Genomic DNA, 21,424 nt, shown 5'->3' on the forward strand with positions numbered 1-21,424 from the left:
AACAAGATCTATCACAAATTTTGTTCTTCATTTATGATTAATTTTGAGTTAGTAAGCTAAAGCACTTCTGCATCCGGAAGTGCTTTCTTCATTTTATACATTATAACTTGCCTATAAATGCTTCTACCAATTTGCTTATTACAGCTTCCGATGCTTTAGCAGCAAGCTGAACAGCTTCATGGGATACCTCTTCTATTTTTCCCTCAACTCCAAGATCGGTAATTACTGATAAACCAAAACAATCCATACCCATATGCTTGGCCACTATTACTTCGGGTACCGTGCTCATCCCAACAGCATCCGCTCCCATTAACTTAACCATTCTGTACTCGGCGGGCGTTTCAAAAGTCGGTCCTTGCAAAGCAAGATAAACTCCTTCTTGAACATTAATATTATTTTCTCTTGCCACGGTTTTCATCAATGTGATCATTTTTTTGCTGTAAGGCTCATGCATATCGACAAAACGAGGCCCAAATTTTTCCTCATTCTCTCCTCTCAAAGGATGCTCAGGCATCATATTAATATGATCGGTAATAATCATGATATCGCCGACCTTAAACATCGGGTTAACACCGCCTGAGGCATTGGATACCATTAATTTTTCTACTCCCAGCAACTTCATTACACGAATAGGAAAAGTAACTTCGGGCATTTCCCACCCCTCATAGTAGTGAAATCTTCCTTGCATCGCGACTACTTTTTTACCTGAAAGCTCCCCATAGATCAAGGTTCCTGAATGTCCTGAAACGGTACTTACCGGGAAATTGGGTATATCGTGATAAGGAATTCTCTTTTCGACCTCCATCATGTTTACGATCCCGCCCAGTCCGGTTCCTAAAACAATTCCAATTTCTGGTTTCTCTATACCTATATCCAATAAAAACCTGGCAGTTTCTTTAATTTTTTCGTACATAATTTTTAATTAAATCATTAAATTTTTCACTATTGTCTAATATTTCCGTTTTGATTGGTAAATAAAAGACGGGCAGTGTTGTATGGAGAAAACTTCTTACATAATCCTTCTCAGTAGTCAGTATTAGTTTTTTTTCGCCATCAATAAGGGAGAAACTTTTCTTGATTTTTTCCAACTCCCGATTTCCTATAAACTGATGATCGGAAAATTTTAATTGTTGAAAGTTAATTTGAAGTGAAGTCAGGAATTCCTCCATAGGTTCAGTGTCGGCTATACCAGTCACCATCAAAACATTCCATGAACTTAGTTCATCTGTTGGGATCTTCCCCTCCCTCCCAAATACATATGAATCGTATTGAATGCAACTGAAAAAGACATTTTGATTTGGCTTTGGCCGTATCTTTTTCACGATTTCAAGCTGTTCTTTTTTATCCAAGTCAGACGGACATTTACTAATGATGATAACGTCCGCCCGGTCAGCACCTTTCCTACTCTCCCTTAAATCACCTGCAGGCAATAGCAAGTCATCCGTATAAAGCTTGTCATAGGCAGTTAATAGCACATTGTATCCAGCCTTTACATAACGATGCTGAAAAGCGTCATCAAGTAATACCACATTTAATTCAGGCTTGAGTTTTTGCAATTGCTCCAAACCGTTTACGCGCTTTTCATCGACTGCCACGATCACATCCTTAAATTTGCGGTAAAACTGTAAGGGTTCATCACCTAATTCTTTGGCTGAACTATTTTCAGACGCCAGTAAAAACCCCTTTGTTTTTCTACCATACCCTCTGCTTAGCACAGCCACCTGATAAGATGGCTGAAAAAGCCTGATCAGATACTCGATCATTGGTGATTTTCCAGTACCTCCTACGCTGAGATTCCCAACCGATATAACAGGAAAGTCAAATGATTCAGACCTAAGCAAACCCAAATCAAATGCTCTGTTTCTAATGTTGGTGATCAATCCATAAACAAAGGAAAAAGGATATAATATTTTTCGAGCCGAATTCACATTAGCTAACATACAAAAAACCTTGTTGAATAGCTAAAATGAAACGTAATCAACCACTTCCAGGCCGTATCCAATCATACCAACTCTTTTCCCTGAATATTTACTGTTTGAGATCAATTTGATCTTATTGATCCTTAGGTCATGAAGAATCTGTGCTCCTATCCCAAAATCCTTTTCATCCATTTTATGCAATGGTTCCGGAACTTTCTTCCCCTCTTGGGTATTTTTCAAATATTTCAACCTGTTGATAAGGTCAAATGACTGATATTCCTGATTGATAAATACAATGGCTCCTTTCCCGGAAGCATTGATAATATCAAACATTTTCGCCAATTTATCATCCGGATTATTCGTAAGAGTTCCAACAATATCATTATTGATCAATGTCGAATTGACCCTAACAAGCACTTCTTCGCCCAATTCCCAGTTACCCTTTGTGAGCGCCAGGTGAACCTGGCCGTTTGTAGTCTGCTTATAGGCCCGTAAACAATACTTCCCGAATCTTGTTTGGATTTGAAAATCTTCAATCTTATCGATCAGTGAATCATGCTTTAATCTGTAAGCTACAAGGTCTTCTATGGATATAATTTTCAAATCGTGTTTTTGGGCCACTTTCATGAGTTCAGGAAGCCTGGCCATGGTTCCGTCTTCATTGAGGATCTCAACCAATAATCCCGCTGGCTTCAAACCTGCTAACCTTGCCAAATCTATAGCTGCCTCTGTATGACCAGTTCTTCTTAATACCCCTCCGTCTTTTGCCCTTAAGGGGAAGATATGCCCGGGCCTTCCAAGATCCTCTCCTTTGGTTCCCTTTTTCGTAAGGGCCTTCACCGTTTTAGCCCTGTCATGCGTTGATATACCTGTCGTGCAACCATGACCTATTAGATCGACAGAAACGGTAAACTGCGTATTGTGTAATACTGTGTTTTTACCCACCATCAATTCAAGATCCAACTCATCACAACGAGTTTCAGTTAATGGCGCACAGATCAATCCGCGACCATTTGTCGCCATAAAATTGATCATCTCAGGAGTGACCATTTCGGCAGCAGCTACAAAATCGCCTTCATTTTCCCTACTCTCATCATCAACCACAATGATCATTTTACCTTTTTTAATATCCTCAATGGCTTCTTCAATGGTGTTCAGTTTGATAACAGATTCTATTTTATTCTCCATAAATCCCGAATTAGTTCTTTTCTAGTTTAAATATTTTGTTAAACAGGTTAACCACAGGTTGCAAAAATGCATCCAAATTAAATATTCCTTTATCCTTGGTAGCCCTTATCATTAAAAATACTCCAAAGGGAAGTAAAATAAAGGTAGCGAGCCAACCTCCTACGAAAGGAGAAACCTTATTAGATTCGGCCATGTTTTTACCAAAAGTGGAAATAAAGAAATAAATAACAAAAATAGTAATAGCAATAATCATGGGCAGTCCAAATCCTCCTTTTCGAATAATTGATCCTAAAGGAGTCCCTACAAAGAACAAGACCAGACAGGCAATGGAAAAAGCAATCCTTTTGTGAAATTCCACATTATAGCCGTTAATGATTTTCCGTTTATCTTTTAAGGTTTCCTTAAAACTCTTTAAATTATCAAAATTCCCCTGGACCGCAATAAATGCATTTTCTGTAATACGTTTCTTTTCTTTATCTGTGAAATTCTCTAAGATATCAGGATTCAGTGCTTTTCCTTGTACAGTATCGGTCATGAGCAAATTAGCTTTCAAAGTCTTGTATACCCGGTCAGCCCTGTTGTTAACAAATTCATTATAAGGTGTTTGAAGAGAATCAATAAAAAAATCAAGCTGCTTAAGACTCAGCATTTCTTTACCCGTTTTATATTTCACATCATCAGGGTCAAAATCACCTATGTTCGAAATGTCAATACTTACTTCGTATTTATCAAAGTGAGCCTTCGTAAAAGGAGACCTCTTTCTTGATTCCACCGATGTTTTATTTCCAATCATATCCTCGGCATAATAACCATCCTCCAAAACCAAAGTGAGATAACGGCTGCCTTCTTCAGACACGATCTCTCCTTTTTTTGCTGTGATCACCTTATTGTTAACTGTATTTGACCTCAGGTCATAAATGAGAACGTTCCTTAATAAATTTTCATCTTCTCCATACTTTTCCTCAAATTTAATGCTGTAATTCGGGATTTCAGTATTAAAGGTTCCAGGAACCAGTGCCAATCCCGGTTCTTTCATTTTCATGTTGTAAATAAGATTCTTTGATTTTAATGAGGCATAAGGGAATACGTAATTCAGGAATAAAAAATTTGATAAACTAAGCACCAACATCAGGATTACCAGAGGGCGGATAAACTTTTGAAGGGAAATGCCCGCCGATTTTACAGCGGCAAATTCATAATTCTCAGCCATGTTGCCAAGAGCCATAATAGATGACAACAAAATTGCAATAGGCAATGCCGTTGGAACCATCATCAGGGCCATATAACCAAGAAACTTAAGAATAATGACCAAACTGATACCTTTCCCGGCGATTTTATCAAATTGCAACCATAGGGCCTGCATGATCAATACAAACAGGATGATAAAAAAAGTCGCTAAAAAAGGGCCCAGAAAGCTCTTAAGTAAATATCTGTTTAAGATTTTCATTCAGCACGATTCACACTAGAGATCAATTTAATTATTGATCATATAATTCAATTCTTCATATTTTTTTTCATCGAAAACAAAGACAGATCCATCAATAGGCTGGTTAGTTTTGATATTATTCGCTGTTAAAATAGTCCGTGTTTGGTTCATCCCTATTTCAATAATCTGATAAATGTGATTTGATTTTGTATCAATACCTACCAGAATTTCACTAATTTCCGAATTAGAATCAATAGGCGTAAGTTTTATGAATTGTATTTTTTTGCCATTGACCTGCTTTATATCACCCAGGGCATAATTATACCCGGATTTGTAAAAAGAATAGAACTTTGAAGGCGTAAAGGTATTGTCTTCATCAATATCCGTATCAGAAATATTCACTTCTTCATTTTCGGGAATAATCGTGTAGGTTTTGGAACCATCAAATATTTGCGTTGACCCGAATAAATTGACCACATATTTCTCACCTTCAAGAATCACGTCACCCGACATTTCCTGTTTTACATCTTCAGCCGAATTATCCAGAACATAATCAAAATCCATCGAAACATTATTGTAACTGCTCATGGTTCCTGAAGCATCATCCAAAATCTTTTTTGCCGCTTCATCATTTTGACCAAGTATTGCATTGACGCAAAAAATACTCAGTATAATCCCTGTATATAGTTTTAATTTAAATTTACGATTGTTCATCTTTTAATAATTGTTGTAGCGAGGCCATATCTGTTATAAGGACCTGTCGGGCCTTACTTCCTTCAAAAGGGCCAACAATATTGGCCGCTTCCAATTGGTCTATGATCCTTCCTGCTCTGTTATATCCTAATTTTAATTTTCTTTGCAATAATGAGGCTGACCCCTGCTGTGCTATCACGACAAGTTGAGCTGCCTCCTCAAATAATTTATCCCTGCTCTCGATATCTATGTCAAGACCCGTGCCAGTTTCTTCTCCCACATATTCAGGCAAATTAAAAGCAGTGGGATAGGCTCTTTGAGATCCAATAAAATCGGTGAGTTGCTCTACCTCCGGGGTATCAATAAAGGCACATTGTAAACGCGTTAATTCATTACCCGTTGAAATCAGCATATCTCCCTTACCGATAAGCTGATCTGCACCCTGGGAATCAAGTATGGTTCTCGAATCAATTTTTGACGTCACCCTAAAAGCTACACGTACCGGAAAATTAGCCTTGATGATCCCGGTAATAACATTTACTGAAGGCCTTTGGGTGGCAACGATCAAATGAATTCCGATGGCCCGGGCAAGCTGGGCAAGTCTTGCAATTGGCGCCTCTATTTCTTTCCCTGCAGTCATGATCAAATCAGCAAATTCGTCAATGACCAGCACGATATAAGGTAAGAATTTATGACCATTTTCTGGATTGAGCTTACGGTCAATAAATTTCTTGTTATATTCCTTAATGTTCCTTACATAAGCGTTTTTAAGGAGATCATAACGATTGTCCATTTCGATACAAAGTGAATTAAGCGTATTGATCACCATGGTTGTATCAGTGATAATGGCCTCTTCTGTATCAGGTAATTTGGCCAGATAATGTCGTTCAATTTTATTAAATAAGGTCAATTCTACCTTTTTAGGGTCCACCAATACAAACTTTACTTCGGCCGGATGCTTTTTATATAATAAAGAGGCTAACACCGCGTTAAGGCCTACCGATTTCCCCTGACCTGTTGCCCCGGCCATCAATAAATGCGGCATTTTTGCAAGATCCACAACAAAAGTTTCATTAGAAATGGTTTTTCCCAAAGCAATCGGCAGATCCATTGTTGTATTCTGAAACTTTTGCGATGACAAAACAGATTTCATTGAAACAATCGAAGGTTTTTTATTGGGTACTTCAATTCCAATGGTTCCTCTTCCGGGAATCGGAGCGATGATTCTGATACCCAAAGCCGACAAGGATAAAGCAATGTCGTCTTCAAGGTTTTTGATCTTGGAAATCCTTACCCCGGCGTCGGGGACAATCTCATATAAAGTAACAGTAGGCCCAATTGTTGCCTTGATGCTGGCAATACCGATCTTATAATTGTTCAGGGTTTCAACGATCCTGTTTTTGTTATTTTCTAATTCCTGTTTATTTATATGAATATTTTCATTCGAATAGTCCTTCAATAAATTGAGCTCCGGAAACTTATATTTTGAAAGCTCGAGCTTAGGGTCAAATTCACCAAAGTCTTTGATCAAAGTATTGGCAAGGTTCTTAGCCGTATGTTCTTCAAGAACAGGCCCTTCAACAAGAATCTCTATATCCTCTTCTGAACCCGACTCAATGCTGCTGTCATCCACTTTTTGTGACGCTTCTTTTTCGTTACCGGATACCTGGGTTTCCAAAATAACCGCTTCTTCTTCAACTTCATCGGGGCTGATTGTTTCAAAAGAATCCAACTCCAGGTCTATGTCGGCTTCAAGACTATCATATGTAGTTTCTGCGATGAATCCTTCTTCGGTAACATCATCAGCAAGTAACACCTCTTTTTTTACTTTGGGTTTTGACTTTGGAATCAAGGATTTGATCTTTGCAGGCGTCACTTTAAAATTAGTTATTAAAAAAACAAATAAAGAGATCAATAAAAATAGAAATACACCGATGGATCCTATATAAATTTGAAGAAACTCATTGATTTCAAATCCAACCTTGCCACCTAGCAAGGGATACTCAGGTTTTAAATAAGCCAGGCCAAGAGACAACCATATCATGGCAATCATACTGTTGAACCAGGTTCCATACAACTGTTTGACTGAGATATGGAGGATAATATAAAGCCCTGTGAAGAATAAGAGAATAGGAAAGATAAAAGTCGCTATTCCAAAACCGTCGTACACAAAGAAATCACTCAAATTTGCTCCTAATTTTCCAAGCAAATTATTTGCATTTACCGATCTATCTGAAAACCGATCCAGAATGCTCTGGTCAGCTTTCCAGTGCTGCAGAAATGAATAAAATGAAATCAGAAGAAAAATAGAAACGGAAAAGATCAGAACTCCAAAAACCAAATGGGTTTGCGGGCTTTTAAAAAAGCTTACAATCCTTAATGGTTTTTTTACTTTTTTCTTAGTTCTGGAAGTTGTTTTTTTCCCTTTAGGCATAAGTCACAAAAATACATAAATAATTTAGCTTACAAACCTACGTATTCAAATCGAAAATAAATGAAATCTAAAGAATTTTAGGCAAGTAAATAATCAAACCAATAATAATTGCCGTGATGGCCGCAAAGGTAACAGCTCCGGCAGCTATATCTTTAATAAAACCAATCTTTTTATTGTAGTCTATATGTATAAAATCGCAAAGTTTCTCAATACAAGTATTCAAAGATTCCGCTACCAGAATCAATCCAATAGCGAAAACCTGAAATATCCATTCTATTGTTGAAATATCAAACCACCACCCCAAAAAGGTAACCATTACGGCGATTGCTAATTGCACCATAATACTGTGTTCGGTACTGATCAAAAACCAAACGCCCTTTATAGCGAATTTCAAGCTTTTAATCCTCCCTTTGATAAAACCATTTTCCTGATGATTCATGGATGCCCTTTACACGTAACATGTTGAAACGTGTGTATAAGTTTATTTCAAAGCTTCTAAAGCAGCTTCGTAGTTTGGTTCCTGAACGATTTCCGGCACCTGTTCTGTATAGGTCACTATCCCATTTTCATCAAGCACAACAACAGCTCTGGACAGTAATCCTTTCATAGGTCCTGTCTTGATGGTACATCCGTATTTACGCCCAAATTTTCCAGAAACAAAGTCAGATAGCGTGATCGCATTGTCTATACCCTCGGCAGCACAAAAGCGCGAATGAGCAAAAGGCAGGTCTTTCGATACGTTTAAGACTACCGTATTGTCATTATTAGCGACCTTTTCATTAAACTTTCTCAATGATGCGGCACAAATACCGGTATCTATACTTGGGAAAATATTGATCAATACTTTTTTTCCTTTAAAATCTTTCAATTTGGCCTTGGAAAGATCAGTTTTAACCAATTTGAATTTAGGAGCCTTTTTACCAACTTTTGGTAACTTTCCACTTGTTTTTATCTCGGTTCCTTTAAGCGCTATTTTTGTCATAATTTTATTATTTTAAATTCTAAACCAAAGTTACGTAAAATAAAAAACTCCCTAAACAATTAGGGAGTTTTTGTAAAAAATTAACCTAATAATCATATCACTGATCAATAGAACCCATGACTCTTTTCATAAATCCGTTCAGCGCCTCCTTTTGAGGAGTTCCCTTTTTCACTTCTGAATGAACCTCTAAGGCTCCATACATGTTTGAAATCAACTCCCCGATCACATCTAATTCCTCATCTTTTAGAGAACTCACCTCTGTAAGATCTTCCAAAACTTCTAAAGCCTCTACCAAATAATCTTCATCATTATTTTCAATAAAGGTATTCAGGTGTTTGATAACGGGTAATTTCATAATGGTTTATTTAGGTTTAATCGATTAAACAATTTCATCTACAAGATCCTTAAGCACGTCAAACTTATTTGTTTGGGTTTGATTAACCTTACTGCCATTGACAAAAGTTGCAAACGTAGGCAAATTGTCGACTTCAGCCAGTTTTCTCGACTCAGGAAACTTTTCAGCATCGACTAAAACAAATTCCATTTTTTCATTTTCGCCGGCAAGCTTTTTAAATTTTGGTTTCATGATCCGGCAATTACCACACCAGGTAGCCATATATTGCACTACTACTTTTGGGTTGCTTTTTACAAGCTCAGACAAACTGTCGTTATTTAATTCTGTTAGCATAATTTAATACTTGTAACGGCCTTACGACCAGTTTAATTCAATTAATGTGTACTTAAGTAAGATGCAACGCCATCTCTATCGGCCTTCATAGCGTCTTTTCCTTCTTCCCAATTTGCAGGACAAACTTCTCCTTTTTCCTGAACATGTGTATAGGCATCAATCAACCTCAAGTACTCAGCTACATTTCTTCCTAATGGCATGTCATTAACACTTTCATGAAAGATCTTTCCTTCCTCATCAATCAAATATGTGGCTCTGTAAGTCACATAAGAGCCTTCTATCATCACATTTCCGGTTTCTTCATCAAAACTTTCTGAAACAACATCCAAAATTCCTAATTGAGAAGAAAGATTGCGGTTTGTGTCGGCCAATAATGGAAAAGTCACTCCTTCTATACCTCCATTATCTTTAGACGTATTCAACCATGCAAAATGAACTTCGGCTGTATCTACTGACGCTCCTATTACAACTGTGTTTCTCTTTTCGAATTCGCCCAAGGCATCCTGAAAAGCCCTGATCTCTGTTGGGCAAACAAACGTAAAATCTTTTGGGTACCAAAAAAGCAACACTTTTTTACCGTTATTCACTGCTTCCTCATATACATTGATTTTGAATGTATCTCCCATCTCATTCATCGCATCTACATTAAAATTTGGAAATTTTTTTCCTACTAAAGCCATAATTTATTTATTTTCTGATTATTAATTTTATTGTTTTTAGGTGTTGCAAAAGTACACCAATACTGCACTTTCACAGCAGGTCTTTCATCTCAATTTTTTATATCCGCATAGATTTTATTTATCGCATAAAATTCACTGTCCGGTATGGTATAAAACCCTTTAATTTAAACTTCAAAGGGATCATTGACATATGGTGTTTTTGAAGCTAATTATTTGTGTTTTCAGAATTTTTATAGTAACTTTTAAGTTTCCAAATTATGATATAATCCTATGGATGAAGCCTTTATACATAAAGTAAGGTCTGCTCTTTTCGATCATATGGAAGACGAGAGTTTTGGAGTTGCGGAACTTTCCAGGAAAATTGGTCTCAGTAAATCTCAAACCTTAAGGAAAATTAAACGCGCCACAGGAAAGACGGCGAGTGAATTTATTCGAGAAACAAGGCTTCAGGAAGCTGCTGAATTGCTCAAAAACCAAAATTTTACGGCCGCCGAAATTGCCTATCGGGTCGGTTTTGGAAGTCCCTCCTATTTCAACAAGTGCTTTCACGACCGCTACGGAATGACACCCGGTGAATTTAAACTTCAAGCCAAGGTGATTGAATCGGCTGATACACCTTTTATACCCTATACCCAAAAATCACATGGCAAGACCGCATTGATCGTGTCAGCTCTAATTATTTTGTTCACGGCTCTATTTCTTCATGATAACTTTTTTAACAAGGAGCTGATAAAAACCGAACAAAGAGACTATTCCATAGCTGTTCTGCCTTTTCTTGACCTAGCCGAGAATGATAATTCAGATTACCTGGCTGACGGGATTACGGAGGCCATAACGCTGGAGCTTGCAAAAAACAGAACGATACGGGTTATTTCAAGGGGATCTGCCATGAAATTCAAAGGTGCCAAGAAATCATATGGTGAAATAGCACGTGAACTAGATGTAAATCTGCTTCTGGAAGGTTCGGTACTCATCGACAATGACAGCTTGAGTGTCATAGCACAACTCATAGAGCCTTTCCCCAGGGAAAAACACTTATGGGCAGGGAATTACAATCTAAAATTTGAAAATATCCTCACCATTGTCAGCGGTATTTCTTCTTCCATATCCAAAGAGATCAACCTGGCTGTGCTTCCGAAAGATCAAAGGGCAGAGAACTACCCTGTAAATCCTGTGGCTTATGACCTATACATGAGAGGACGACACCTCTACAACCATCAAACACCTTCATCAGTTCAGAACGCCGTATCCTATCTCAACCGTTCCATAGCCGTTGACTCTAATTTTGCTCCGGCCTTTGCCTCATTGGCGGAATCTTACATCCTGCTCCATAAATTCTTTCAAAATGAAGAAGAAAAGAATCGCTTTGAAACGCTTGGTAGATTAGCTATTGACAAAGCCCTGCAAAAAGGACCCTACCTTGCCGAGGCTTATATTACCAAAGGGAACATTCTCGGGAAATTTGACTGGGATTGGGAAGGAATGAGGCAAATGACCGAAAAAGGTTTGGAACTGGATCCCAATAATTCATACGCACATACGCAGTTATCGAAATACTTTCTCTACAAAAATAACATGCCCAGATCAATCCAGGAGGCGCTTATAGCCGAAAAGCTGGACCCCCTGAATCCACGTGCCGGGCGAATAGTTGCTGAGCAATATTTCTATGATCGTCAGTTCGAGAAATCGCTGGAACAGTTTAAAAAGGTGCTGGAACTTCACCCGGAAGACACTTTTACCTATAACGGTTTAGGCATCGTTCAATGGGTTTTGGGAGAAAAGGAAAACGCAAGGATGACATTCCTGAAATTCCAGCAACTGATGAACAACCATAGCATGGAAGAAAAATTTGAATCTTCATCCTTTGACGAGGCGATAGAGTACTGGTTGTCAAGGGCCAAAAAAAAGGAGCCCCTATATTGCTCAAACCCTTCACAGGTTGCCATGGTCTCTGCATTTATGAATCAGGATGCAGAGGCCCTGATCTACCTGGAGGTAGCCTATGCGCAGCATGACGGGGACCTGCCCTCTATGCTTCTTCGTCCCATGTTCGAACCACTTTATCAAGAGCCAAGATTTTTAGATCTTGTGACAAAAACAGGTGTGGCATTGAATGTACCCATAATGCAATAAATTGACAGGAATCAATGCTGTAAAATTGAAAGCCATGCTTTAAAATTACAAGTTTTGAGTTATGAATGGTACGTCGTGCGTTCTGCAGCATCCGATCTTTGAAGTAATAATTTTAAAATATTTTATTATGAAAAAACTACTTCTTTTTACAATGACTTTATCCTTTACGCTCTTGGTTTGCAGCTCATGCGATAGAGATGCAATTGATGAATCAATAGAGTTCAACAATTCTTTTGAGACACAAAAAGTCAACAATCCGAAATATACCGGATTTAATGAATTCGGTTACAACTGGCAAGCGCATCATTTTAACGGGACACTCATTAACGCAGTTTTTGGAGATTTTATTGACGAAAACGGAAACCCCGCAATGGGTATGGATCCATATACAGGACATGATGAAGCTTATTTAGCCGCATATCCCTTTTTAAGTGATCCGAGCAATGCAATCTTCTGGAGTTTCAGAAATATCAATCTGGTCATGCATTGGAACAAAGCACTTATTTCAGACCGGGGTGTTTATCCAGATAGCTGGTTTGACAGCAACGGCTGGATTACTTTTCACTACAGCGGGACTGTTGAAAATAAAAATTGGTCACAATTTCAAAAACTTGTGGCCGCAAGATCTTCTGATGAACTCAGAGGCTATACTTGGTTCGACCAAGATGGTAACGAACTGGGGTATGCTTCCGATTGGCCTGATCTAATAATCGTTCAGATCAGATCCACCGGAGAGCCTCCATTTCCATTCCTGCCAGGATCCTATAATAGCCCTGTTTCACCAGGTTTAGGAAAATATAAAATTCATAATTAATAAGCATGAACCCATTAACTTTTGGTCAATGACCTGTCTTATCATCAAAAATCAGGCAGATATCCCCTCAACAGAAGAGCCTGGTACTTTGTGAAGTACCAGGCTCTTATTTTATGCTGAAAATTGAATCAGTTACAAATGAATCACCTCGTCATAGGCATCGGCAACTGCCTCCATAACAGCCTCACTCATGGTAGGATGTGGATGAATAGCCTTAAGGACTTCGTGCCCTGTAGTTTCAAGTTTTCTTCCCAAAACTGCCTCTGCAATCATATCCGTAACTCCCGCTCCAATCATATGGCAACCCAGCCATTCTCCATATTTTGCGTCAAAGATTACTTTGACAAAACCTTCCTTGTTTCCGGCTGCAGAAGCTTTTCCCGAAGCTGAGAATGGAAATTTGCCAACTTTGATATCGAAACCTTTTTCCTTGGCCTGATTTTCTGTCAAACCAACACTTGCTATCTCAGGACTGGCATAAGTACAGCCAGGGATATTTCCGTAATCTATCGGTTCGGGATTCAATCCTGCAATTTTCTCCACACAGGTAATTCCTTCAGCAGAAGCCACATGAGCCAGAGCCGGTCCCGGAACCACGTCTCCGATTGCATAATAACCGGGCAGGTTCGTCTGATAATAATCATTTACCAGGATCTTATCCTTGTCGGTTACGATACCCACTTCTTCCAAACCTAGGTTTTCAATATTGGATTTAATACCAACAGCCGAAAGAACGATATCGGCCTCAAGGCTTTGCTCTCCTTTTTTAGTAGATACTGTTGCAACGATCCCTTTTCCGGAAGTGTCGACTTTGGTCACACTTGAATTGGTCATTACCTTGATACCTGATTTTTTAAGGGATCTTTCAAATTGCTTTGATATTTCCTCATCCTCAAGAGGCACAACGTTAGGAAGAAACTCTACAATCGTTACTTCAGTACCTATGGAATTGTAGAAATAAGCAAATTCAACTCCTATTGCCCCTGACCCAACAATGATCATTTTTTTTGGTTGTTCGGGCAAAACCATAGCCTGTCTGTAACCAATCACTTTTTTACCGTCAATGGGCAAAAAAGGCAATTCTCTTGATCTTGCACCTGTTGCGATGATCACATGATCTGCACTATATTCTGTTACTGCTCCTTTATCATCAGTGACATCTACCTTTTTTCCAGGCTTTATTTTTCCAAATCCTTCAATGATATCAATCTTATTCTTCTTCATCAGGAATTGAACTCCCTTGCTCATGCCTTCCGCAACACCGCGACTCCTTTTTATTATTGCCGGAAAATCCTTGTCGATCTCTTTGGCTTTTAGCCCATAGCTATCAACATGTTTTAAGTATTCATAGACCTGAGCACTTTTTAAAAGTGCCTTTGTCGGAATACAACCCCAGTTGAGGCACACACCACCAAGTTCAGATTTTTCAACCACTGCAACTTTAAACCCTAATTGAGAAGCTCTAATGGCGGTTACATATCCTCCCGGTCCACTTCCAATAACAATAATATCGTATTTCATATGTTTAAAAAATTTTATTCGTACAAGCTAGAATCCGTTTCTATCGATTTTAGGAATGCAAATTTAATCAAATTTTATGGCTTTTACAGGACTAATTTTACTAACAATGAATGAAGGTACAATTAACATGAGTACACAAAGAAACAAGGTTCCTGAATTGATCCATATCAGCGTCGGTATGCTCAGATAGACTGGCGCCTGGTTGACGTAATAAGTTTCAGGATTCAGGGTAATCACTCCAAAATGTTTCTGAATCATCAATAGCCCTACCCCTATTAAGTTGCCCCAAAACAAACCCTTACCAATTAAAAATGATGCATTGTATAAAAATATTTTACGGATACTCCAGTTGTGATTTCCCAGGGCCTTGAGGATACCAATCATTTGAGTTCTTTCGAGTATTAAAACCAGCAGGGCAGTAATCATATTAATACCCGCAATAAGAATCATTATGGCAATGATCACTATAATGTTGGTATCAAACAATCCCAACCATTCAAAGATGGCAGGAAATTTCTCCGCCGTTGTAAAAGCATTTAAAGACGGGTCTATCTGCTCGTATACCTCAAAACCGGTTTCTTTTAGTTTGTCAAAATCATATACGAATAACTCAAAACCTCCAATTTGATCTGTATCCCATTTATTGATCCTTTGGATATGCTTGATATCTCCAATGATAAAGGCCTCATCAAATTCTTCAAAACCCGAATCAAAAATCCCGCAAACCTTGAATTTCCTTGAATTTGGTGCTTGATTAGGATCATCCTTGACAAAAAACATATGGAAATCATCCCCGGTTTTTATGCCAAGACGAGCTGCTGTCTTTGCAGAAATCAACACGTCATTCGAAGTTTTATTTCCGAATACAGGAAGTTTCCCATCCATTAAGTATTCAGCAAAGAATGACCAGTCATAGTCTTTGTCCACGCCCTTTAAAATGATGCCTTCAAATTCATTCGGCGTTCTTATGATTCCGGCTTTGGTAGCGTAAACCTGGACTTTTCTCACATTGGGCACGCTTTTGAATTCAGGATAAAAATCCTGGTCCCGACTCACGGGGGTTACCGTTACCTTTGAATTATTTGCATCATAATTACTAATCTGAATATCTCCATTAAATCCGGATATTTTTTCCTTAATCTTTTTTTGAAGCCCAACACCGGTGGCCACAGAAAAAAGCATCACTACAATTCCAATGGCTATGGCAAGAATAGAAATTTTTATAATAGGAGACGAAACACTATTTTTGCGTTCCTTGGAGGCGATGATACGCCTGGCTATAAATAACTCGTAATTCAATTGAAATGAAAAGATTAATTCAGTCCAAAAATACATATTTAATTTTAGTAACTGAATTAATCGTTTTCCTTTTTATGATCAGTTCAATTGGTCAAACAGGAGCCAAAACTTTTGGAGAAAAGGAGGCCTTTACCCATTGGTCAGGAATCCAACAGGACAGTTTAAAAATACTCCCTGCTGCTGATCTTATGAATATATATCTACCTTTTCTAAAAGGAAAGAAAATAGCAGTGATTGCAAATCAAACAAGCGTGATCAGCACAGGATCTTTGCCAGGCACATCATATTATACTCACCTGATCGACACACTTTTAAGTTATGACATTCACATACAAAAAGTTTTTGCCCCGGAGCATGGATTCAGAGGAAAAGTTGATGCCGGCGAAATAGTTGCTGATGATAAAGATATTAAAACGGGGCTCCCCATCATTTCTTTATACGGCAATAATAAAAAACCAAATGCCGCGCAACTCAACGACATTGATCTTGTGCTTTTTGACATTCAGGATGTTGGTGTAAGATTCTACACCTATATCTCTACGCTGAGCCTGGTTATGGAGGCCTGTGCTGAACAAGGCATTCCCCTGATTGTTTTAGACCGGCCCAACCCCAACGGCCATTACGTTGACGGGCCAGTGCTTGAATCAAAATACAGTTCCTTTGTAGGTATGCACGAAGTACCGCTGGTTTACGGCATGACCATTGGTGAATACGCACTTATGGTCAATGGTGAAAACTGGCTCAAAGACAGTTTACATTGCGAACTCAGGGTCATTCCCAGCCTTAACTACAGGCATAAAAGCGTTTATAGTTTACCGGTAAGGCCCTCGCCTAACTTGCCTAACGACAAATCGATCAACCTTTATCCAAGCCTTGGTTTATTCGAAGGAACATCAATCAATGCCGGAAGAGGAACCGAATTCCAGTTTCAACGATATGGAGCACCTTTTTTCCCGATCGGTGAATTGACCTATACCCCTGAATCCAATTTTGGCTCAAAATTCCCCAAATTCAAGGGGGAACTTTGCAATGGGATCGACCTGAGTGATACGCCAAGAATGGACAAGGTTGATTTGACCTGGCTTATTGATGCTTACCAAAAAACGCCAAGAGATAAAACCTTTTTTGGGGAAACCTTTACAGTTCATGCAGGAAATGAAAAATTGAGAAAACAAATAGAAGCTGGAAAAACAGCCGATGAGATTCGTCAAAGTTGGTCAGCTGAGCTGGCAAAATTTAAAAAGATCAGAGAAAAATACCTCCTCTACCCCTAGAATCAGCCTGGTTTTTTATTAATGCTACAGGGGGAGTTTAGATTTCAAAGTTTCAACCATATTAAAAACAGCCGGACATATTTCTGTATTTTTGAGCGTAAGATCTGTGAGCTGAATGAATTTCTTGCGGTTTGTATGGGGGTATTCACTGCAGGCCTTTGGTCTAATGTCGTAGATAACACAAGAATTATCCTTATCCAAAAACGTACAGGGTACGCTTTTTAAGACCATAAAATCATCTTCATCCCTTTGTAAATATTGATTCACAAACTGCCCCTCTTTCATTTTGAGGTATTTGGAAATTCTTGAGATATCCTTTTCAGTAAAAATTGGGCTGGTGGTTTTACAGCAATTTGCGCAGTCCAAACAATCTGTATGTTCAAACTCCTCTTCATGGATCTCGTTCATCATATAATCCAGCCTCTTTCGTTGCTTACGCTTCAGTTTGGTGAAATATTTCTTATTCTCCACCCATTTTTCCTTTGCCTTTGCAGGCAATTCTTCTATAATTTTATCCATTTCCATTACGGCTTGCATCAAATGTAATATATCTTATCCATTATCAAGTTAAAATAATTATTTTTGCCGCTCTAAACATTGTATATACCGTGATTCAAAACATACTCGATCCCATAGCCAAGGAAGGGATCAAATCTATTTATAAGATTGATCTTGAAAAAATAGAATTTCAAGACACAAGAAAAGACTTTGAGGGTGATATCACCATTGTTGTTTTCCCTTTGTTAAAACACATTAAGGGGAACCCTGTTGAGATTGCCAATCAAATAGGGAATTATGTTAAAGATCATTCTGATATCGTAAGCGGATACAACGTTGTAAAGGGTTTCCTCAATCTTGTTATCAGTGATGCTTATTATATTGACTATTTCAATCAAATTCCTGATTTTAAAGATTTTGGAATCGTCAAAGACAAATCAGGAGCCATCATGGTTGAATATTCGTCACCCAATACCAACAAACCCCTTCACCTTGGTCATATCAGAAATAACCTGCTTGGTTATTCGGTAGCTGAGATCTTATCAGCCTCAGGGAAAAAAGTGTACAAAACACAGATCATCAATGACCGGGGTATTCATATTTGTAAAAGCATGGTCGCCTGGACAAAATTTGGTCAAGGTGAAACGCCCGAAACAACAGGCTTGAAAGGTGATAAATTAGTAGGAAACTATTATGTGAAGTTTGACAAGGAATATAAAAAAGAAATTAAAGACCTGATAGCAAAAGGTAAAACAGAAGAAGAAGCCAAAAAAGAGGCGCCTATTCTGCTCGAAGCTCAGGAAATGTTACGGCAATGGGAAGCCGGTGATCCGGACACAGTGGCTTTGTGGAAAAAAATGAATCAATGGGTCTATAAAGGGTTCGATCAAAGCTATAAAGAACTCGGAGTTGATTTCGATACAAATTACTATGAAAGTGACACCTATTTATTAGGGAAAGAATTCGTGGCTGAAGGATTGGAAACAGGTGTTTTCTTTAAAAAGGATGATGGTTCTGTATGGATTGACCTTACTGATGAAGGCTTAGACGAAAAAATTGTCCTTCGCGCTGATGGAACCGCTGTTTATATGACGCAAGACATAGGGACCGCTATTCAAAGGATCAAAGATTTCCCTGATATTGAAGGGCTGGTCTATACCGTTGGAAATGAACAGGACTACCACTTTAAGGTCTTGTTCCTCATCCTAAAAAAAATGGGTTTTGAATGGGCACAAAACCTTCATCATCTCTCTTATGGCATGGTTGATTTACCAGAAGGGAAAATGAAGTCCAGAGAAGGTACGGTTGTTGATGCTGATGATCTGATGCGCGAAATGACAAATACTGCAGGGGAAATTTCTCAAGAATTAGGCAAACTTGAAGGGTATTCGGATGAAGAAAAGCAACGTCTTTACAAAATCATTGGCTTAGGAGCCTTAAAATATTATATCCTAAAAGTTGACCCTAAAAAACGTATCCTTTTCGACCCAAAAGAATCAATTGATTTTAACGGAAATACAGGGCCTTTTATACAATATACCTACGCCAGGATACAGTCGATTTTGAGAAAGGCAAAAGTTGATTCCAAAGAGATAATAGCCATCGACACCTTACATCCCAAGGAGAAAGAATTGGTTAAATTGCTTCAAAGTTACCCGGTGATCATTCAAAATTCGGCTGAAAACCTGAGTCCGGCTCTAATTGCGAATTTTACCTATGAACTTGTAAAAAGCTATAATTCCTTTTATCAAAGTGTACCTATTTTCGGGGCGGCAAATGAGGACGAAAAGACTCTCAGGGTACAATTGTCATCTGCGGTGAGCAGTGTTATCAAATCTTCATTTAAGCTCCTCGGAATTGAAGTTCCGGAAAGAATGTAGGATAATGTCAACTGTAAAAAAAAAAAGAGCTTTTTTGATTAGTAAAATAAATATGCTAACTTCGTAAGCTTATTACTTATAAAAATACACTGTTCTTTAGGTGTATTTTTTTGATTTAAATTATTATGAAAAAAAGAAAAATAATTACCCCCCTTATTTTATTTTTATCTTTTTATTTTGGTCAGGCTCAGTTGATTATGATTGACGGTGAAACCGGAGAATACAGATACGAAGATGTGGTTCGGGCAGAAGGAATTAGCAGTACAGAGATCAAATCCAGAGCGAAATCCTGGTTGACAAATTACTACACTCAGATAGACTCAATGTATACTGATTCAATGGGTGTTAAGCAATTAAATACCTATCATTTTGAATGGAAATTAATCAGTAAAACGATTAAGGTGAATCTTTTCTTCGATGTATCGATCAAAGCCAAGGACAATCGTTATAAATATGATTTTAGCAATTTCAGGGTTGGCAAAAGGGTAAAAGGAGATTTACAGGCAATTGACCTGAAAACTTATATTGAAAGATTTCCTACAGATTATCAGATCCTTGTGGAAGAACCCGTGGATACAGAGATGACCAAGGCTATTAACAGTTTGAATTATTTTATTGTTAACAATAAGATGGAAGTTCAAGAAGATGACTGGTAATAATTACAGATATTCCAAAATCCTTTCAAGTGCCATTCCCCTGGAGGCCTTAACCAAAAAAGTAGTTTTTGAAAAGGATTGATGTTTAAAATGATCTGTAAAGGCATCAAATGAATTAAACTGATAAACTTCTGCCCCCTCCACCGATAAATCCGCAAAAGTTTCTCCTATCAAATAAATTCGGTCAAGACCGAGTTTGACTGCTTGGTCAGCAATATTTTGGTGTTCCTCCCTGCTGTCGACCCCCAATTCGAACATATCTCCAAGTACGGCTACTTTTTTCTTATCAGATAGAGTTCCAAGATTATTCAGGGCCGCCTCCATACTATTGGGGTTGGCATTATAAGCGTCTAAAATAATCTTATTGCCGGCATGATGTATGATTTGTGACCTGTTATTCTCAGGAATATATCCTTCAATGGCTATTTTGATTTTATCAGTTTCAACACCAAAATAACTTCCAATACATACGGCTGCAGCTATATTTGAAAAATTATAATTCCCGATGAGGCGGCTTTTTATTTCCATACCCTGAAAGCTGATATTTACAAAAGGGTCAGCTCCGAGAAAAGCGATTTTGCAAACACCATCCGACGATCCAAACACAATCCTTTCCATTCCTTCAGTTCGCTCCATTTGAATGGGGTCATCCTGATTTACAAAAACCTTCTTCCCCTGCTTCTTCAAATGTCTGTACATTTCTGTCTTACCTTTAATCACACCCTCAAAACTTCCAAAACCTTCGAGATGAACCCTGCCAAAATTTGTTATATATCCAAAATCGGGTAAGGCTATATTGCACAAGGCTTCTATTTCATGCTGGTGATTAGCTCCCATCTCAATCACACCAAAGTCATGATCGGGTGTTATAGAAAGAAGGGTGAGCGGGACACCTATATGATTGTTGAAATTACCTTTGGTCGCATAACAATTAAATTTTTTATCCAGTACGACATGAATCAACTCTTTTGTGGTTGTCTTTCCATTGCTTCCGGTTAATGCAATAATTGGGACTTTCAGTTGCTGCCTGTGATAACGGGCCAGATCCTGTAAGCAGGTTAAAGCGTCTTCTACCAAGATCATTCTATCATCAACCTTATATTGCTTCTCATCAATAACAGCATAACTGGCACCTTTTTTCAAGGCTTCCATCGCATACGCATTGCCATTAAAATTGGCACCTTTTAAAGAAAAATAGATCGCATCTTTTGCTTCATCCCTTGTGTCTTTAAAGACCTTATAACTCTCCTTATAAAGCGCATAAATTTTTTCTATTCTCATAAAGTAAATGTAAAAAAAAACTCAATATCAGTTTATGATATTGAGTTTTTATATTTTG

At 38.2% G+C, this 21,424-nt stretch carries 20 protein-coding genes; 5 read left to right on the forward strand and 15 right to left on the reverse strand.

Going from position 1 to position 21,424, the window contains the following annotated elements:
• Positions 1 to 100: 100 nt before the first annotated feature.
• The 11 genes from AABB81_RS05910 to AABB81_RS05960 all read right to left on the reverse strand — a co-directional run bounded on the left by AABB81_RS05910 (position 101) and on the right by AABB81_RS05960 (position 10,010).
• The gene (locus tag AABB81_RS05910; RefSeq protein WP_342159247.1) at positions 101 to 913 is read right to left on the reverse strand and encodes a purine-nucleoside phosphorylase; all 813 of its coding nucleotides are present in this window, start codon (positions 911 to 913) and stop codon (positions 101 to 103) included.
• Positions 897 to 1,940, reverse strand: coding sequence for a tetraacyldisaccharide 4'-kinase (gene lpxK / locus AABB81_RS05915; protein ID WP_342159248.1), 1,044 nt, complete (start codon positions 1,938 to 1,940; stop codon positions 897 to 899). Before lpxK ends, AABB81_RS05910 begins: the two co-directional genes overlap by 17 nt.
• Positions 1,941 to 1,961: 21 nt before the next feature.
• Entirely contained in the window at positions 1,962 to 3,107 is a 1,146-nt protein-coding gene (ribB, locus tag AABB81_RS05920) for a 3,4-dihydroxy-2-butanone-4-phosphate synthase (protein WP_342159249.1), read from the reverse strand.
• Positions 3,108 to 3,117: 10 nt separating this feature from the next.
• Complete coding sequence (locus AABB81_RS05925) at positions 3,118 to 4,554, reverse strand: LptF/LptG family permease (protein ID WP_342159250.1); 1,437 nt, start codon at positions 4,552 to 4,554, stop codon at positions 3,118 to 3,120.
• Positions 4,555 to 4,581: 27 nt separating this feature from the next.
• Positions 4,582 to 5,247, reverse strand: a complete 666-nt coding sequence (gene lolA1 / locus AABB81_RS05930) for an outer membrane lipoprotein periplasmic chaperone LolA1 (protein ID WP_342159251.1) — start codon at positions 5,245 to 5,247, stop codon at positions 4,582 to 4,584.
• Positions 5,234 to 7,660, reverse strand: a complete 2,427-nt coding sequence (locus tag AABB81_RS05935; protein WP_342159252.1) for an FtsK/SpoIIIE family DNA translocase — start codon at positions 7,658 to 7,660, stop codon at positions 5,234 to 5,236. The genes lolA1 and AABB81_RS05935 overlap by 14 nt, the downstream gene beginning before the upstream one ends.
• Positions 7,661 to 7,727: 67 nt before the next feature.
• Positions 7,728 to 8,099, reverse strand: coding sequence for a diacylglycerol kinase family protein (locus AABB81_RS05940; RefSeq protein ID WP_342159253.1), 372 nt, complete (start codon positions 8,097 to 8,099; stop codon positions 7,728 to 7,730).
• A gap of 42 nt (positions 8,100 to 8,141) precedes the next feature.
• A complete protein-coding gene (gene tpx / locus AABB81_RS05945) occupies positions 8,142 to 8,642 on the reverse strand; it encodes a thiol peroxidase (protein ID WP_342159255.1) in 501 nt (166 codons plus the stop codon).
• A 97-nt stretch (positions 8,643 to 8,739) separates the two neighbouring features.
• The gene (locus tag AABB81_RS05950; RefSeq protein WP_342159256.1) at positions 8,740 to 8,997 is read right to left on the reverse strand and encodes a DUF6952 family protein; all 258 of its coding nucleotides are present in this window, start codon (positions 8,995 to 8,997) and stop codon (positions 8,740 to 8,742) included.
• Between the two features lie 24 nt (positions 8,998 to 9,021).
• On the reverse strand, positions 9,022 to 9,330 hold the full coding sequence (locus tag AABB81_RS05955; protein ID WP_342159257.1) for a thioredoxin family protein: 309 nt from the start codon (positions 9,328 to 9,330) through the stop codon (positions 9,022 to 9,024).
• Positions 9,331 to 9,371: 41 nt separating this feature from the next.
• On the reverse strand, positions 9,372 to 10,010 hold the full coding sequence (locus AABB81_RS05960; protein ID WP_342159258.1) for a peroxiredoxin: 639 nt from the start codon (positions 10,008 to 10,010) through the stop codon (positions 9,372 to 9,374).
• Positions 10,011 to 10,280: 270 nt separating this feature from the next.
• Between AABB81_RS05960 and AABB81_RS05965 the strand changes: the two genes are divergently transcribed.
• Together AABB81_RS05965 and AABB81_RS05970 are read left to right on the forward strand one after the other, a co-directional pair.
• Positions 10,281 to 12,143 carry a helix-turn-helix domain-containing protein gene (locus AABB81_RS05965; protein ID WP_342159259.1) on the forward strand — a complete coding sequence of 621 codons (1,863 nt, stop codon included), beginning with the start codon at positions 10,281 to 10,283 and terminating at the stop codon, positions 12,141 to 12,143.
• 127 nt (positions 12,144 to 12,270) lie between these two features.
• Positions 12,271 to 12,957 carry a hypothetical protein gene (locus AABB81_RS05970; protein ID WP_342159260.1) on the forward strand — a complete coding sequence of 229 codons (687 nt, stop codon included), beginning with the start codon at positions 12,271 to 12,273 and terminating at the stop codon, positions 12,955 to 12,957.
• Between the two features lie 132 nt (positions 12,958 to 13,089).
• Here the strand turns inward: AABB81_RS05970 and lpdA are convergent, their stop codons facing one another.
• Positions 13,090 to 14,478 carry a dihydrolipoyl dehydrogenase gene (lpdA, locus tag AABB81_RS05975; protein WP_342159261.1) on the reverse strand — a complete coding sequence of 463 codons (1,389 nt, stop codon included), beginning with the start codon at positions 14,476 to 14,478 and terminating at the stop codon, positions 13,090 to 13,092.
• Between the two features lie 63 nt (positions 14,479 to 14,541).
• Positions 14,542 to 15,777, reverse strand: a complete 1,236-nt coding sequence (locus AABB81_RS05980; protein WP_342159668.1) for an ABC transporter permease — start codon at positions 15,775 to 15,777, stop codon at positions 14,542 to 14,544.
• Between the two features lie 74 nt (positions 15,778 to 15,851).
• On the opposite strand from AABB81_RS05980, the gene AABB81_RS05985 reads away from it, so the two are divergent.
• Complete coding sequence (locus AABB81_RS05985) at positions 15,852 to 17,051, forward strand: exo-beta-N-acetylmuramidase NamZ family protein (RefSeq protein ID WP_342159263.1); 1,200 nt, start codon at positions 15,852 to 15,854, stop codon at positions 17,049 to 17,051.
• Between the two features lie 24 nt (positions 17,052 to 17,075).
• Here the strand turns inward: AABB81_RS05985 and AABB81_RS05990 are convergent, their stop codons facing one another.
• Positions 17,076 to 17,570 (reverse strand): YkgJ family cysteine cluster protein, encoded by a 495-nt coding sequence (locus tag AABB81_RS05990; protein ID WP_342159264.1) that lies wholly within the window; start codon positions 17,568 to 17,570, stop codon positions 17,076 to 17,078.
• A 92-nt stretch (positions 17,571 to 17,662) separates the two neighbouring features.
• Here AABB81_RS05990 and argS point away from each other — a divergent pair, with 92 nt between their 5' ends.
• Positions 17,663 to 19,429, forward strand: a complete 1,767-nt coding sequence (gene argS / locus AABB81_RS05995; protein WP_425287334.1) for an arginine--tRNA ligase — start codon at positions 17,663 to 17,665, stop codon at positions 19,427 to 19,429.
• 125 nt (positions 19,430 to 19,554) lie between these two features.
• On the forward strand, positions 19,555 to 20,085 hold the full coding sequence (locus AABB81_RS06000) for a DUF4468 domain-containing protein (RefSeq protein WP_342159266.1): 531 nt from the start codon (positions 19,555 to 19,557) through the stop codon (positions 20,083 to 20,085).
• Between the two features lie 3 nt (positions 20,086 to 20,088).
• On the opposite strand, the gene AABB81_RS06005 is transcribed toward AABB81_RS06000, so the two are convergent.
• Positions 20,089 to 21,366, reverse strand: a complete 1,278-nt coding sequence (locus AABB81_RS06005; RefSeq protein ID WP_342159267.1) for a UDP-N-acetylmuramoyl-tripeptide--D-alanyl-D-alanine ligase — start codon at positions 21,364 to 21,366, stop codon at positions 20,089 to 20,091.
• Positions 21,367 to 21,424: the final 58 nt, after the last annotated feature.

This window comes from Lutimonas vermicola (genome assembly GCF_038433205.1).
Lineage (GTDB): Bacteria > Bacteroidota > Bacteroidia > Flavobacteriales > Flavobacteriaceae > Lutimonas > Lutimonas vermicola.